The sequence below is a fragment of the Vibrio sp. V31_P5A7T61 genome, from assembly GCF_009904895.1.
Taxonomy (GTDB): Bacteria; Pseudomonadota; Gammaproteobacteria; order Enterobacterales; family Vibrionaceae; genus Vibrio; species Vibrio metschnikovii.
In genome coordinates, this window is the sequence record NZ_WXWI01000060.1 from 39,201 (window position 1) to 54,467 (window position 15,267).

A 15,267-nucleotide genomic window follows, 5' to 3' on the forward strand; every position below is an offset into this window, starting at 1 on the left:
ATGCTACGAGTGCCATTAAGTCTGCGGATTATTCTCCTCGTGATCATCACCAGTACCGTATTGGTGGGTGGCTTGCTGATGACCGTCTATAAACTGATGATCAATGATTACCAAGCGTTAGTGATGGAGCGCGAGAGTGCTAAAATAGACCGCCTAGTGTCAGAACTTGAACTCTCTCAACAACAACGCTTACTCGGATTAGAAGGCTTGGCGAGTCGTGTATTAAACCAAGAAGGGCAATTATCCCCCCCATCGATACTACAAGCTTTACTGCAAAAGCCCTCTGTCGCTCGCTATCTGTTTCCTGATGGGGTACTTATTTTTGATGCCCAGGCAACATTAATTGCCGAAAGTGATTATGTGCCTGGTCGCCTTGGAACCAACTATGCCGACAGACCACATTTTCAACGCGCCAAAGAAACTCAGCAACCCGTCATCTCGGAACCCATATTAGGTCGTCGAACTGGCCTACCGTTAATTTCCTATATACATCCTTTGGTCACCAGCGAGGGAGAGATTTTAGGCTACCTTGGCGGCAGTTTAGATCTATCTAAAACACCGCTACTCAATAAACAGCTAGCCACTAATGATTCCGCTAACTTAATCACCATCATTATTGATCCGACACATCGCTTATTTGTATCGATGCAACAACCCTTTGATAAGCCTGAGCCCTTACCCGAAGTAGGTATTAACCCTTTGGTTGATTCCGCTGTGTCTCTCAGTCCAGCAGGCACCTTAGTTAATTATCAACAACAGCGCTATCTACTGATCAATCGATCGCTACAAGAACTCGGCTGGGTCGTATTACGCGCTATCCCTTACACCGAGGCAATGGCTCCCGCACAAACCTCTTTTCATCGCTTACTATTAATCACTCTCATCGCCACAAGCAGTATAGGATTAGCAGGGATCGGCTTGGCACACAGCATCACCAAACCGATTGAAAAAATGACTCGACGCATTGATCGAATGGCGGATAGTGGCCGCTTTGACGGTGATTTCCTAGAACAAGGAGGCCCTGAAGTTTGCGCATTAGCGAGGGCGATGAATCGCCTTGCTGAACAACGAAAAACCGCAGAAATTGCCTTATCTCAAGCCGAGCGTTTTTTAGCGACTGTATTAGATGCGGCCAGCGAGATTTCGATTATTGCGACCGACAAGCATGGGCTTATCACCGCATTTAATACTGGTGCGGAACATTTAGTTGGTTACAGCAAGCACGAGATGATTGGCAAACAGACCCCGGCGAGCTTACATATTGAAGAGGAAGTCGCCGCGCGTTCAGTAGAACTGACCGCACTCCTTGGTTATCCTGTTGAAGGTTTTAGAGTATTTGTTGATATTGCAGAAAAAGAAAATCACGAGAAACGAGAGTGGACCTATGTGCACAAAAATGGCCGCCATATTCCAGTATCTCTGATCGTCACCACCATGCGTAATGCGGTTGGTGAAATAACCGGCTACCTTGGTATCGCAGAAGATATCACTGAATACAAACGTATGAATAAAATGAAAAGTGAGTTTATCTCAACCGTCAGCCATGAATTAAGAACCCCCCTTACCTCTATTTCTGGCGCGCTCGGTTTGATTATCGGTAGTCGCTTTGAACAACTACCGGACAAAACTCAAAAACTAATCGAGACAGCCCATCGCAATAGTCAACGTTTGTCCCATTTGATTAATGATTTACTCGATATTGAAAAAATTGCTGCCGGTAAACTGCATTTCGACATGCGCTTGCACGAGTTAAGGCCATTGGTCGAACAAGCGATAGAAACTAACCAACACTATGGCAGCAGTCGCGATGTCTCAATCCGCTTAATCTGTGACGCGAGCACAATTTTGGTTCATGTCGATAGCCAACGTTTACTGCAAGTACTGGCTAATTTATTATCCAATGCCATTAAATTTTCATCCGATCATGGTCAGGTAATTGTTGAGGTCACCACCGATAACGGTAAAGCGATCGTCAGCGTTATTGACCAAGGCCCGGGCATTAGCCAAGCGTTTCGTGAACGTATTTTCCAACGTTTTGCTCAAGCCGATTCCTCTGATACTCGAGCAAAAGAAGGCACAGGACTTGGACTAGCCATTTCACGTGAGCTGATTGAACGCATGGGTGGGCAAATTGATTTTGAATCTACGGTGGGTAAAGGCTCGCGATTTTTCTTTGTATTACCCTTAGTTTCACCACTATGTACGCTCAAATCTGATGCAAGCCATGACGATAACCATCCGCCAACAGGACGTATTTTGGTGGTAGAAGATAATGTTGATGTGGCGAAACTGTTGGCCATCATGCTAGGCGATGCTGGGTATCAGGTTGATATCTGCTATAACGGTGCTGATGCGCTGCAAGCTATACACAGCCGAACTTACGACCTGATTAGTTTAGATCTGATGCTTCCTGATATCAGCGGATTAGCGATCATCCGTCAACTTCGCCAGCAAACCACCACGGCCACTATCCCGATTGTGGTTGTCTCTGCCACCATTGAGCAAGGACGCTTAGCGCTTAATGGTGATGGCGGTGGTATCGAGTGGCTCTCTAAACCCATTGATCAACAGCAACTGATTCATTTAGTCCAACAACAGCTTTCCTTAACATCGCCCTACCAGCCACACGTACTGCATGTTGAAGATGATTCTGACTTACATGAGGTCATTCGTGAGATGGCGGGAGATTCAGCACATTTTGAACTTGCTTCAACCCTTGCACAAGCTCGTCTAAAGCTACAACAAGCGTCTTTTGATGTCCTATTATTAGACCTTAACCTTCCTGACGGCTCAGGCTGGGAGCTACTTTCTGAAGCAAAGCTACTCCAACCTGAAATAAAAATCGTCATTCTTTCTGGTAAACCAGTCACTCAGCATCAGCATGATCAAGTTGAAGCCGTGTTACTCAAATCACGCTTATCGACCACAACCTTACTTGAAGGGATCCACTCTCGCATCAAAACCTATCGCTCTCAGCAAGAGATGGAGTAGCCAAAATGACGAAAAAAGCCCAAGCGGATCACGCGTGGGCTTTATTTCTCATGACAAGCAAAAATAGAGCGGATTATCCACTCTATTTGCCAATACAAAACGAAGAGAAGATGCGTCCAAGGAGATCATCAGAGCTGAACTCGCCGGTGATCTCATTTAAGTGCTGCTGAGCAATGCGTAACTCTTCGGCAAGAATCTCACCGGCCATGTAGCCTTCGAGTTGCTGTTGACCAATCGCTAAGTGTTCTGCGGCACGCTCTAACGCATCAAGATGGCGACGACGCGCCATAAAACCGCCCTCTTGATTACCGGTAAAGCCCATGCACTCTTTCAAATGCGTGCGTAGCGCTTCGACGCCTTGGCCGGTTTTGGCGGAAAGACGAATCAAAGTTGGTTGGCTAGCGTGACAGACACCCAGTGTTTCACCGGTTTGATCAACTTTATTACGGATCACCGTCATCCCCATTTGATCGGGTAGACGGTCAACAAAGTCCGGCCAAATATCCTTTGGATCGGTTGCTTCAGTCGTCGTGCCATCGACCATAAATAAAACGCGGTCAGCTTGTTTGATCTCTTCCCACGCACGCTCGATACCAATTTTTTCTACTTCATCAGAGGCATCACGTAAACCTGCGGTATCAATGATGTGCAGCGGCATACCATCAATATGAATGTGTTCACGCAATACATCACGCGTGGTACCAGCAATGTCGGTCACAATCGCCGAGTCTTTACCCGATAACGCATTTAACAGGCTCGATTTACCGGCATTAGGGCGACCGGCTATCACTACCTTCATCCCTTCACGCATAATCGCACCTTGGTTGGCTTCTTGACGAACCGCAGCCAGATTATCAATGATGGCTTGTAAATCAGCAGAAACTTTACCATCCGCCAGAAAATCAATTTCTTCTTCCGGGAAATCAATCGCCGCTTCAACGTAAATACGCAAATGTATCAGTGATTCAACTAGGGTATTAATTCGTTTAGAAAATTGTCCTTGCAGCGACTGAAGGGCGGATTTTGCCGCCTGTTCTGAGCTGGCGTCAATTAAGTCCGCAATCGCTTCCGCTTGGGTTAAATCTAACTTATCGTTCAAAAACGCTCGCTCAGAAAACTCGCCAGGGCGCGCTGGACGAAGACCAGGAATCGCTAAGATACGCTTGATCAACATGTCCATTACCACGGGGCCGCCATGACCTTGTAGCTCAAGGACATCTTCACCGGTAAAGGAGTGAGGATTTGGGAAATACAGCGCGATGCCTTGGTCTAGTTCAGCGCCATCAGCATCTTTGAAAGACAAATACTGCGCATAACGAGGCTTAAGGTCCATTCCGGTTACTTGCTTGGCCACGAAAGCGGCTTGTGGGCCAGAAACACGAATGATGCCAACGCCGCCTCGCCCAGGAGCGGTAGCTTGCGCGACAATGGTATCGGTGGTCATACTATTACCTACTTAACGATCGATGAGTGATTATTGTAATCAGCAGCGAACAAAAAGGCGACCAAAAGGTCGCCTTCATTAACTCAATCGCCTATTACTTAGAGTGCAAACCGCGCTTCTCTAGTGAACGGTAAATCAACGTTTGTTGAATTAACGTTACGATGTTCGATACCAACCAGTAAAGCACTAAGCCTGATGGGAAGAACAGGAAGAAGAAGGTAAACATCACCGGCATGAAGGTCATGATCTTCTGCTGCATAGGGTCAGTAATGGTATTCGGACTCATTTTCTGAATCAGGAACATACTGGCACCCATCAGCAATGGCAAGATGTAGTATGGGTCTTGCGCTGATAAATCATGAATCCAACCAAAGAATGGTGAATGACGCAGTTCAACTGATTCCATCAATGCCCAGTATAAAGCAATGAAGATCGGCATCTGTAGCAAGATAGGTAGACAGCCACCCAGAGGGTTCACTTTCTCTTTCTTGTACAATTCCATCATTTCTTGGCTCATACGCTGACGATCATCGCCAATACGCTCACGCATAGCTTGTAGCTTAGGCTGTAGCATACGCATTTTGGCCATTGACGTGTATTGCGCTTTGGTCAGTGGGTACATGGCACCACGAACGATAAAGGTCAAACAGATAATCGCCACACCCCAGTTGCCGACAAAGCTCTGAATAAATGACAGCAAAGTATGCAGCGGCTTAGCAATAAACCATAACCAACCGTAGTCGACCACCAAGTCTAGATTCGGAGCGGTAGCGGCCATGTCATTTTGCAATTTAGGGCCAACCCATAAGGTCGCCGTAAACTGAGTCGCATCACCATCAGCAATAGTTTTGTTTGGCATGCGCACACCAATATCACCAACGTTACCAATCACACGAGAATACAGATTGGTACCAGGTTCATTGCGAGGAATCCATGCGCTAGCAAAGTAATGCTGGATCATCGCTGCCCACCCCTGACCATTCGGTAAAGGTAGTGACAAGTTACGATCTTGCATATCTTTGAAGCTGAATTTTTTATAACGTGTATCTTCGGTAGAGTAAGCGCCACCACGATAAGTCGGCATCGCTAAACTGCCGCCTGAATCAAGTAAGGTTTGACGCAAATGCGCATACATACCTAACGTCGCGTTATTACCAGAACGGTTGATCACATCAAACGTAACATCAACGGCATAATCACCACGTCTAACAATGAAGGTTTTCACGTACTCAATGCCATTCGCTTGATAGGTCATCGGAATACGCAGTTCCTGCTCACCATCCGCTAACACAAAATGATCACCATCAACGTGATAAACCGGACGATGATTGCTACTCAAATCGATACCTTGCGGACCAATCAAACCACTTTGAGCGATAAACAAGTGATTAGGGTCATTTCTTAACAAAGTAAATGGCGTCGATGAATTAAGTTCATCAGCGTACTGATTGAGCAAAGCATGAATAATATCCCCACCAACGGTATCAATTGACAGAGTCAAAACATCCGTGGTGACCGTCACGGTTTGTGCAGCAGCACGATGTTGCTCAGGAGCAGGATCAAATTCATCTGCAAATGAAGGTGCTGGGGCCGTGGTGCTGGTTTGAGCCTGCTCAATCACTTGTGGGGCTGGGTTCTTTGCTGCTTGCCATTGCTGGAAAAGTAAAAAAGAAACAAGCGCCAAAGCAATTAACAGGATATTACGTTGAGAATCCATCGTTATTTGTCTCTGTCTGGTTTTTTGACTGGTGGAATGGGGTCATATCCCCCTTCGTTCAAAGGGTGGCATTTTAATAGACGTTTGCCAGATAACCAACACCCTTTTATAAAACCGTGAGCTCTCAATGCTTCTATCGCATAATTTGAGCAAGTCGGCGTAAACCGGCAACGAGGGCCGATAAGCGGACTGATGATCCATTGGTAAAGTTTAACTAAACCAATAGTCAACCACGTGAAGGGCGAGATAGGCGATGCCATAACTTGTCGAATAAAGTAAACAGTTCTTCATTGCTTAAATCTTGCGCGGTTTTCTTCGCGATCACAACAAAATCTTTGTTAGCAAGTTTATGTTGATGGAGACGAAAACTTTCACGAGCAATACGTTTAAAGCGATTACGACCCACAGCCGTTTTAATTTGCTTCTTTGGGACAGCTAATCCTAAACGAGGATGAGAAAGGTTATTATCGCGAGCAATGATGGTAAAGTGAGGAGAGCCAGCACGATGCGCTTGCTGGAAGACTTTTTGATAATGCTCGGGAGTTAACAGACGTAACTCCCGATTGAACGCGTACGTATTCAAAATAATTCAGTGATTATTTTGACAGGCGCTTACGGCCTTTTGCACGACGTGCATTGATTACTTTACGACCGTTCGCAGTCGCCATGCGTGCACGGAAACCGTGGCTACGCTTGCGCTTTAGAACTGAAGGTTGAAAAGTGCGTTTAGACATTATTATTACCTTTACTGATCAGTAGTGTTAGGTTCTTAAGTTAACCCGGCGTGGGATATGTGTCTTCGTAAAGACGCCGACGCCTCTCAACAAAGAGGCGGAATTGTAATCACAGTCACAAAAAGTGTCAATGACTTGGGGTGGCGAAGTGTTACTCATTTTTCAATAAGCCATTTACCTCCCCATTCTTTCCGGTCGGGCGATTATACGGAGTATCAATGAAATCTCAAGGATCCTCGCTCGATCTTCACGCTTTTTTACTTAATCTGGCTTTTTCCACAGACTCAACGACGGATCAATATCTCATCTGATGCACATCTTATACCGAGTTAACCATAGCTTATCGGCGATTAATACAAAATAAGATAGTAAAAATCACTATTGGGGATAACTTAGCAAGATCTTAGTATATGTGGATCATAATGGGGGTAATTAGCTTGATCCCTGTGAGGATCTTCGTAAATATCCCCTGAACCTTGTGTATAACTTCGATCTTATTCAAGAGTTTATCGATCAATCACTGGCGATCTAAGTTATCAACAGGTAGAATCACCTTCTTTATTAGCCATTAATTTTAGAGTGAGGGAACCGTGTCATCTTCGCTTTGGTTGCAGTGTTTGCAACAGCTTCAAGAAGAGCTACCAGCCACAGAATTCAGTATGTGGGTTCGTCCGTTACAAGCGGAGCTCAATGACAATACTCTCACTTTGTTCGCCCCAAACCGCTTTGTGCTCGATTGGGTACGTGATAAATACATAAACAATATCAACAGGTTACTTAGAGAACATTGCGGGCACAATGCGCCCAGTTTACGGTTTGAAGTCGGCAGTCGACGAGTAATTGCGTCCGCTCCATCCGCCCCCATCCGAACCGCAGCGGATGTTGCTGCCGAATCCTCTGCCCCAGCGCAATTAGCTCAGCGCCGACCGGTTCATAAAACATGGGATGACGATTCTGCCGCTAGCGATATCAATCATCGCTCTAATGTAAACCCTAAGCATAAGTTTAATAATTTTGTTGAAGGTAAATCGAACCAACTCGGTCTTGCCGCCGCGCGTCAAGTGGCCGATAACCCAGGTGCAGCTTATAACCCATTGTTTTTATATGGGGGAACCGGCTTAGGTAAAACTCACCTATTGCACGCGGTGGGTAATGCGATTGTCGATAACAAACCCAATGCGAAAGTGGTCTACATGCACTCTGAGCGTTTTGTGCAAGATATGGTTAAAGCGCTGCAAAATAACGCGATTGAAGAATTTAAACGTTATTATCGTAGCGTCGATGCTTTATTGATCGATGACATTCAATTTTTCGCCAACAAAGAACGTTCTCAAGAAGAGTTTTTCCACACCTTCAACGCATTACTTGAAGGGAATCAACAGATCATTTTAACATCGGATCGTTATCCCAAAGAGATCAACGGGGTAGAAGATCGTCTGAAGTCTCGTTTCGGGTGGGGATTAACCGTTGCGATTGAGCCTCCGGAATTGGAAACACGCGTAGCCATATTAATGACCAAAGCGGAAGATCATCAAATTCATCTTCCTGATGAAGTGGCATTCTTTATTGCTAAACGCTTACGTTCTAATGTGCGTGAATTGGAAGGAGCACTTAACCGAGTGATCGCCAATGCCAATTTTACCGGTCGACCGATCACGATTGATTTTGTTCGTGAAGCACTCCGCGATCTGCTTGCTTTACAAGAGAAGCTGGTCACGATTGATAACATTCAAAAAACCGTTGCTGAATACTACAAAATCAAAGTTGCTGATTTGTTATCTAAACGCCGCTCTCGTTCGGTGGCTCGTCCTCGCCAGCTAGCCATGGCGCTTTCGAAAGAGTTGACCAACCATAGCCTACCAGAAATTGGCGATGCATTTGGTGGTAGAGACCATACTACGGTGCTGCATGCTTGCCGAAAAATCGAACAATTGCGTGAAGAAAGTCACGACATAAAAGAAGATTATTCCAATTTAATTCGTACCCTTTCTTCATAAGTTTTTACGCTATATTGAACGCTTATTAGGTACCGTTTTATTCCATATTGTTAGGTTAAGATCTCACTATGAAATTTACCATTGAACGTAGTCACTTTATTAAACCCCTGCAACAGGTCTCCGGTACATTAGGTGGGCGAGCTGCGTTACCCATTCTAAGTCATTTATTATTAAAGATTGAAGATAACCAACTCTCGATCACCGCAACCGACTTAGAAGTGGAATTGATCAGTCGAGTTACCCTGGAAGGGGACTTTGAAGCAGGCAGTATTACCGTTCCAGCGCGTAAATTTTTGGATATCTGTCGAGGTTTACCAGACAGTGCGGTGATCACCGTGCTGCTTGAAGGAGACCGCATTTCGATTCGCTCAGGTCGCAGCCGTTTTTCACTGGCAACCTTACCAGCCAATGACTTCCCAAATATTGAAGATTGGCAGAGCGATATCGATATTACTGTCACTCAAGCCGAATTACGGGGTCTGATTGAGAAAACTCAGTTTTCTATGGCTAACCAAGATGTGCGTTATTATCTGAATGGAATGATGTTTGAAATCGATGCGTCGACCTTACGTGCCGTAGCAACAGATGGCCATCGTATGGCTGTCGCTCAAACGACCGTCTCTCAAGCGTTGGCAAACAAACAAATTATCGTTCCCCGTAAAGGCATTTTAGAGCTCGTAAAACTACTTGATGCACCAGAACAACCGGTTGTGTTGCAAATTGGTGCGTCAAATCTACGTGCAGAAGTCAACCAATTTGTCTTTACATCTAAGCTCGTTGACGGCCGTTTCCCTGATTATCGCCGAGTTTTACCGCAAAATACTAATAAGACACTAATCACTGGCTGCGATGAATTACGCCAAGCTTTCTCGCGCGCGGCGATTTTATCTAATGAAAAGTTTCGTGGCGTGCGCGTCAACCTTGCTGAAGGAACGATGCGCATTACCGCCAATAACCCAGAGCAAGAAGAAGCCGAAGAGATGCTCGATGTGAGCTTTACTGGTGAGGCAATTGAGATTGGTTTTAACGTCAGTTACGTGATTGATGTGCTCAATACCTTGCGCTGTGACCAAGTCCGCATCTCAATGTCAGATGCGAATGCCAGTGCATTAATCGAAAACGTTGAGGACGACAGTGCCATGTATGTGGTGATGCCAATCCGTCTTTAATTGACAGATAAAGAACATAGCATGCCATTAACGCGCTTAGTCGTTCAGCAGTTTCGTAACATTAAAGCCTGTGATATGACCCTGTCATCAGGCTTTAATTTTCTTATTGGTCCAAATGGCAGCGGTAAAACCAGTGTACTAGAAGCTATCTATTTATTGGGTCATGGCCGCTCATTTAAGAGCTCATTAACTGGCAGAGTGATCCAAAATGAGTGCTCAGAACTGTTTGTTCATGGCCGTTTTTTGAACTCGGATCAATTTGAGCTACCGATTGGCATTAATAAGCAGCGAGATGGCTCAACAGAGGTTAAAATAGGCGGTCAATCAGGACAAAAGTTAGCTCAGCTGGCGCAAGTCCTACCATTGCAGTTAATTCATCCTGAAGGATTTGAACTACTAACCGATGGACCGAAACAGCGTCGAGCCTTTATTGATTGGGGGGTTTTTCATTCTCAACCGGCTTTTTTTGATGCTTGGGGACGATTTAAACGCTTAAATAAACAGCGTAATGCGTTGCTTAAAACCGCCAAAAGCTATCGCGAGATCAGCTACTGGGATCAAGAATTAGCTCAGCTTGCCGAGCAAATAGATCAATGGCGTCAGATCTATGTCGAGCACATGAAAAAAGTCGCCGAAGCATTGTGCCAAAGCTTCTTACCCGAATTTTCGATCAGCTTAACCTACTATCGAGGTTGGGATAAACAAACGCCTTATAAAGAGATATTGCAAAACAACTTTGCCCGTGACCAATTGTTGGGTTACACCTTCAGCGGTCCAAACAAAGCGGATTTGAAAATAAAAGTGAATGGAACACCTGTAGAAGATGTTCTATCACGCGGCCAGCTTAAGTTGATGGTCTGCGCCCTGCGCGTAGCACAAGGTCAACATTTAACCGAGCTGACCGGGAAGCAATGCATTTATCTGATTGATGATTTTGCTTCCGAACTCGATAGCCAACGTCGTCAGCGTCTAGCAGACTGCTTAAAAGCGACGGGGGCTCAAGTTTTTGTAAGTTCTATTACTGAAAGCCAAGTCACCGACATGATCGAGCCGAATAGCAAGATGTTTCATGTCGAACATGGCACAATAGAGCAAGGATAACTACTGAGAGAGTCACTCATGTCGAATAATTACGATTCATCGAGTATTAAGGTACTGAAGGGTCTAGACGCGGTACGTAAGCGTCCAGGAATGTACATCGGCGACACCGATGATGGCACCGGTCTTCACCACATGGTTTTTGAGGTGGTGGATAACTCAATAGATGAAGCGTTAGCGGGTCACTGTAAAGATATCGTCGTGACAATTCATGAAGATAATTCGGTATCGGTCAGCGATGATGGCCGTGGTATCCCAACGGAATTACATACCGAAGAAAACGTCTCTGCTGCAGAAGTTATCATGACCGTATTGCACGCTGGGGGTAAGTTTGATGATAACTCCTACAAAGTATCCGGTGGCTTGCACGGCGTTGGGGTTTCTGTCGTCAACGCGTTATCTGAAAAAGTCGTGTTAACCATTTATCGTGGTGGCAAAGTTCACACTCAAACCTATCGTCATGGCGTACCTCAAGCACCCTTAGCGGTGGTTGGTGATACCGAACGTACTGGTACTACACTGCGCTTTTGGCCGAGTGCCGAGACGTTTACCAACATTGAATTCCATTATGAAATTCTAGCTAAACGCCTGCGTGAGCTGTCTTTTTTAAACTCAGGTGTCTCGATTCGTCTACAAGATGAGCGTGAAGCGGATAAACACGATCACTTTATGTATGAAGGGGGAATTCGAGCGTTCGTTACCCACCTCAATCGCAATAAAACGCCTATTCATGACAAAGTATTCCACTTCAATCATGACCGTGAAGATGGCACCAGCGTTGAAGTCGCTATGCAATGGAATGATGGTTTCCAAGAAAACATCTACTGCTTTACCAATAATATCCCACAGCGTGATGGCGGGACTCACTTAGCCGGATTCCGTGCAGCACTGACTCGAACGCTTAACACCTATATGGAAAAAGAAGGCTACAGCAAAAAAGCCAAAACCGCGACCTCTGGTGATGATGCTCGTGAAGGCTTAACAGCGGTCGTTTCTGTTAAAGTTCCCGATCCTAAGTTCTCCAGCCAAACCAAAGACAAATTGGTCTCTTCTGAAGTGAAGGCAGCGGTTGAATCAGCGATGGGTGAAAAGCTCAATGAGTTTTTAGCAGAGCATCCTTCTGAAGCGAAAATGGTGTGCAGTAAAATTATTGATGCCGCTCGAGCTCGCGAAGCGGCACGTAAAGCGCGTGAAATGACGCGTCGTAAAGGCGCACTCGACCTTGCAGGCTTGCCAGGCAAACTTGCTGATTGCCAAGAGAAAGATCCAGCACTGTCTGAACTGTATATTGTCGAGGGAGATTCAGCGGGCGGCTCTGCAAAGCAGGGACGCAACCGTAAGAATCAAGCCATTTTGCCGCTCAAAGGTAAAATCCTTAACGTAGAAAAAGCGCGTTTTGATAAAATGCTCTCGTCACAAGAGGTGGCGACGCTGATCACCGCACTGGGCTGTGGTATTGGCCGCGATGAATACAACCCAGACAAACTGCGTTATCATAATATCATCATCATGACCGATGCTGACGTCGATGGTTCGCACATCCGAACACTATTATTGACCTTCTTCTATCGTCAAATGCCAGAATTGATCGAACGTGGCTACATCTATATTGCTCAGCCACCGCTGTATAAAGTCAAAAAAGGCAAACAAGAGCAGTACATCAAAGATGAAGATGCCATGACGCAATATCAAATTGCTTTAGCGCTCGATAATGCCTCTTTGCATGTGAATGCCGATGCGCCAGCGTTAGCGGGTGAACCACTCGAGAAACTGGTGCTGCAATACAATGCAGCGATGAAATTAGTGGAAAGAATGAGCCGCCGTTATCCACTGGCGATGCTCAATGAATTTACCTATATGCCACGTTTAACCGAGCAACAATGCCAAGATAGCAGTGCGGTAGAAGCATGGACCGAACGTTTGGTCACTCAATTGAACGCCAAAGAAGTCGGTGCAAGTCAGTATCACTTTGCGATTGAGCATAATCCAGAGCTCGGTGTTTATTCACCGAAAATTATCGTCCGTACCCATGGAGTTACGTACGATTACCTACTCAGTGTTGATTTACTTAATTCTAAAGAATACAACCGATTAGCGGATCTTTTTGACTCGCTCGATGGGCTTCTAGAAGAGGGGGCATACATTCAACGTGGCGAGCGTACCCAAGTGGTTTCCAGTTTCACCGCCGCCCTTGACTGGCTCATTAAAGAATCACGTCGTGGTTTAGCAATCCAACGTTATAAAGGTTTGGGAGAAATGAACCCAGATCAACTTTGGGAAACCACCATGGATCCTGAGTCACGTCGCATGATGCAAGTCACCATTGAAGATGCCGTCGGTGCTGATGAACTATTTACCACATTGATGGGCGATCAAGTAGAACCTCGTCGGGCCTTTATTGAGAACAACGCATTAAGAGTAGCAAACTTAGATGTGTAGTTTTTCATAACATCGTGTTCTCTCACGCAGTGCTTCGGCACTGCGTTTTTGTTTATATAAACAGCGAAAATAACCATTTTATTCTCTTATTTCGATAAAACTGGCCTTTAGTCCTAGTATCAATCTTACCCTTACCATTTTCTGTCCTTTAATGACTAAAAACGCCATTTTCTCTGGTCGAGCGCTTTTGCTTTCTTTTTTTAACTCGCTATAGTCAACAGACTTCATGATATAGCCCAATCGTCACTAGCCGTGACAGGGAATCACATAACGTTTGTAGGAGGAATAGTGATGGCATTTCTGGTTTAGACCGAGAGCAAACTTGCTCTCGGGAGACACTTAACGGCTGTCTTGTTATCAGGAGTGAGGAGAAATCACTATGCTTTACCGCTTTTATCGATCATGGCTACAAACGCTACGCATGTGGTGGCTAACCAGTGGGTTTATCACCTACCAATCCCCTTTGCTCCTCATTCAATTGTTCGAGCGACAAGAACAGCAAAATACCCCGCATTGCCCTCAAGCCACCAGCATTCGCTTAGGTGATACCGTACACCTATTGGATGTAGCCACCAACAGTCCTTTTAAAATCAAGCTGGTTGCAGATCATCGTTGTGATCATACCGTGGGCTATATTGCGGTCGATTCCTACTTAGGAGCCGCACTGTTTGGCCGAACTGAGCAAGAAGTGATTAGTCTGCTACTGCTCGGCCAACGACACTCTTTTGTTATCACCCAAGTTACCCGTCAGTCATACCAACCTCGACGTACATCTGTACCATGTGGTTGTTTACTTTGTCAGTAAATGAAGGAGATCTCACTCATGAGTAAAAAAGACCTGAAGAAACCTCAATTAAGCTTAAAGGAAAAGCGTAAATTGAAACAAGAAAAAGCCTCAGAAAACGGAGTAGAAAAAGCACGTAAAAGTCGCGCCAAGTAACGTTTTCTTAGCTAATCGATTCTCCCTGAGCCTAATCATCCGATTAGGCTTTTTTTTAAAAAAAATCGATACGCGACTCTTGAAAGTCCAACGACTGACCTTATATAAAGTAGTGAAGAGGATGCCGCAAGGGCCTCAACTTGGATTGGCGTTACGCTCACTGAGGTAAGCCCGTCCATCAACATTAATCTTGATGAGCTTAGTTGTTAACAATAAGCCTCATCCTTAACGAAACTCGTTAAGACTATTGCTTACTAAGAGGATAGCATTATGAGAACTGTCGATTTTACTCCTTTATACCGCAACGCGATTGGCTTTGATCGTCTATTAAATATGATGGAAGCAAACAGTAACAAAAATACTCAAGGGGGTTATCCTCCTTATAATATCGAGCAACAAGAAGACAATAAATACCGTATCACAATGGCGGTTGCTGGCTTTGCCGAGCAAGAACTCGATATTACTCAACAAGAAAATACCTTAATTGTTCGTGGTGAGCGTCAGCAAGAAGACAACCGCAACTATATCTATCAAGGTATTGCTGAACGTAATTTTGAACGTAAATTCCAATTAGCGGACTACGTAAAAGTGATAGGAGCAGGGCTTGAAAACGGTTTATTGCATATCGACTTAGAACGAGAAATACCACAAGCTATGCAACCGCGTAAGATTGCCATTAATCAGCATCATCTATTAGAAAATCAGTAATCCCTACTCTCAGAAACAACAAAAAAGCGG

The 15,267-nt window shown here is 45.1% G+C and carries 12 protein-coding genes; 7 read left to right on the forward strand and 5 right to left on the reverse strand.

All coding sequences use genetic code 11. The features are described from left to right. Positions 1-2,991, forward strand: coding sequence for a response regulator (locus CAG58_RS14070; protein ID WP_161426101.1), 2,991 nt, complete (start codon positions 1-3; stop codon positions 2,989-2,991). Positions 2,992-3,073: 82 nt separating this feature from the next. Here CAG58_RS14070 and mnmE read toward each other — a convergent pair whose 3' ends face one another. The 5 genes from mnmE to rpmH all read right to left on the reverse strand — a co-directional run bounded on the left by mnmE (position 3,074) and on the right by rpmH (position 6,886). Continuing rightward, complete coding sequence (gene mnmE, locus CAG58_RS14075) at positions 3,074-4,435, reverse strand: tRNA uridine-5-carboxymethylaminomethyl(34) synthesis GTPase MnmE (protein WP_161426102.1); 1,362 nt, start codon at positions 4,433-4,435, stop codon at positions 3,074-3,076. 94 nt (positions 4,436-4,529) lie between these two features. After that, the gene (gene yidC / locus CAG58_RS14080) at positions 4,530-6,152 is read right to left on the reverse strand and encodes a membrane protein insertase YidC (RefSeq protein ID WP_161426103.1); all 1,623 of its coding nucleotides are present in this window, start codon (positions 6,150-6,152) and stop codon (positions 4,530-4,532) included. A 2-nt stretch (positions 6,153-6,154) separates the two neighbouring features. Continuing rightward, complete coding sequence (yidD, locus tag CAG58_RS14085) at positions 6,155-6,412, reverse strand: membrane protein insertion efficiency factor YidD (protein WP_072670255.1); 258 nt, start codon at positions 6,410-6,412, stop codon at positions 6,155-6,157. Then, a complete protein-coding gene (gene rnpA, locus CAG58_RS14090) occupies positions 6,379-6,702 on the reverse strand; it encodes a ribonuclease P protein component (protein WP_233268204.1) in 324 nt (107 codons plus the stop codon). The genes yidD and rnpA overlap by 34 nt, the downstream gene beginning before the upstream one ends. 46 nt (positions 6,703-6,748) lie before the next feature. Then, on the reverse strand, positions 6,749-6,886 hold the full coding sequence (gene rpmH / locus CAG58_RS14095) for a 50S ribosomal protein L34 (RefSeq protein ID WP_004397549.1): 138 nt from the start codon (positions 6,884-6,886) through the stop codon (positions 6,749-6,751). A 590-nt stretch (positions 6,887-7,476) separates the two neighbouring features. On the opposite strand from rpmH, the gene dnaA reads away from it, so the two are divergent. From dnaA to CAG58_RS14125, 6 genes are all read left to right on the forward strand, one after another. Next, entirely contained in the window at positions 7,477-8,883 is a 1,407-nt protein-coding gene (gene dnaA / locus CAG58_RS14100) for a chromosomal replication initiator protein DnaA (protein WP_161425218.1), read from the forward strand. 68 nt (positions 8,884-8,951) lie between these two features. Beyond that, positions 8,952-10,052 (forward strand): DNA polymerase III subunit beta, encoded by a 1,101-nt coding sequence (gene dnaN / locus CAG58_RS14105; protein WP_161425217.1) that lies wholly within the window; start codon positions 8,952-8,954, stop codon positions 10,050-10,052. A gap of 21 nt (positions 10,053-10,073) precedes the next feature. Then, positions 10,074-11,153, forward strand: coding sequence for a DNA replication/repair protein RecF (gene recF / locus CAG58_RS14110; protein WP_004397546.1), 1,080 nt, complete (start codon positions 10,074-10,076; stop codon positions 11,151-11,153). A gap of 18 nt (positions 11,154-11,171) precedes the next feature. Continuing rightward, the gene (gene gyrB / locus CAG58_RS14115) at positions 11,172-13,589 is read left to right on the forward strand and encodes a DNA topoisomerase (ATP-hydrolyzing) subunit B (protein ID WP_154169693.1); all 2,418 of its coding nucleotides are present in this window, start codon (positions 11,172-11,174) and stop codon (positions 13,587-13,589) included. 379 nt (positions 13,590-13,968) lie between these two features. Further along, on the forward strand, positions 13,969-14,394 hold the full coding sequence (locus tag CAG58_RS14120; RefSeq protein ID WP_161425216.1) for a GreA/GreB family elongation factor: 426 nt from the start codon (positions 13,969-13,971) through the stop codon (positions 14,392-14,394). 405 nt (positions 14,395-14,799) lie between these two features. Continuing rightward, on the forward strand, positions 14,800-15,237 hold the full coding sequence (locus tag CAG58_RS14125; RefSeq protein WP_161425215.1) for an Hsp20 family protein: 438 nt from the start codon (positions 14,800-14,802) through the stop codon (positions 15,235-15,237). Positions 15,238-15,267 lie beyond the last annotated feature (30 nt).

What these genes read in the sequence shown, in the direction of transcription:
- CAG58_RS14070 (WP_161426101.1), top strand. Translation starts at nt 1, where the DNA reads ATGCTACGAGTGCCATTAAGTCTGCGGATTATTCTCCTCGTGATCATC.
- mnmE (WP_161426102.1), bottom strand. Translation starts at nt 4,435, where the DNA reads ATGACCACCGATACCATTGTCGCGCAAGCTACCGCTCCTGGGCGAGGC.
- yidC (WP_161426103.1), bottom strand. Translation starts at nt 6,152, where the DNA reads ATGGATTCTCAACGTAATATCCTGTTAATTGCTTTGGCGCTTGTTTCT.
- yidD (WP_072670255.1), bottom strand. Translation starts at nt 6,412, where the DNA reads ATGGCATCGCCTATCTCGCCCTTCACGTGGTTGACTATTGGTTTAGTT.
- rpmH (WP_004397549.1), bottom strand. Translation starts at nt 6,886, where the DNA reads ATGTCTAAACGCACTTTTCAACCTTCAGTTCTAAAGCGCAAGCGTAGC.
- dnaN (WP_161425217.1), top strand. Translation starts at nt 8,952, where the DNA reads ATGAAATTTACCATTGAACGTAGTCACTTTATTAAACCCCTGCAACAG.
- recF (WP_004397546.1), top strand. Translation starts at nt 10,074, where the DNA reads ATGCCATTAACGCGCTTAGTCGTTCAGCAGTTTCGTAACATTAAAGCC.
- gyrB (WP_154169693.1), top strand. Translation starts at nt 11,172, where the DNA reads ATGTCGAATAATTACGATTCATCGAGTATTAAGGTACTGAAGGGTCTA.
- CAG58_RS14120 (WP_161425216.1), top strand. Translation starts at nt 13,969, where the DNA reads ATGCTTTACCGCTTTTATCGATCATGGCTACAAACGCTACGCATGTGG.
- CAG58_RS14125 (WP_161425215.1), top strand. Translation starts at nt 14,800, where the DNA reads ATGAGAACTGTCGATTTTACTCCTTTATACCGCAACGCGATTGGCTTT.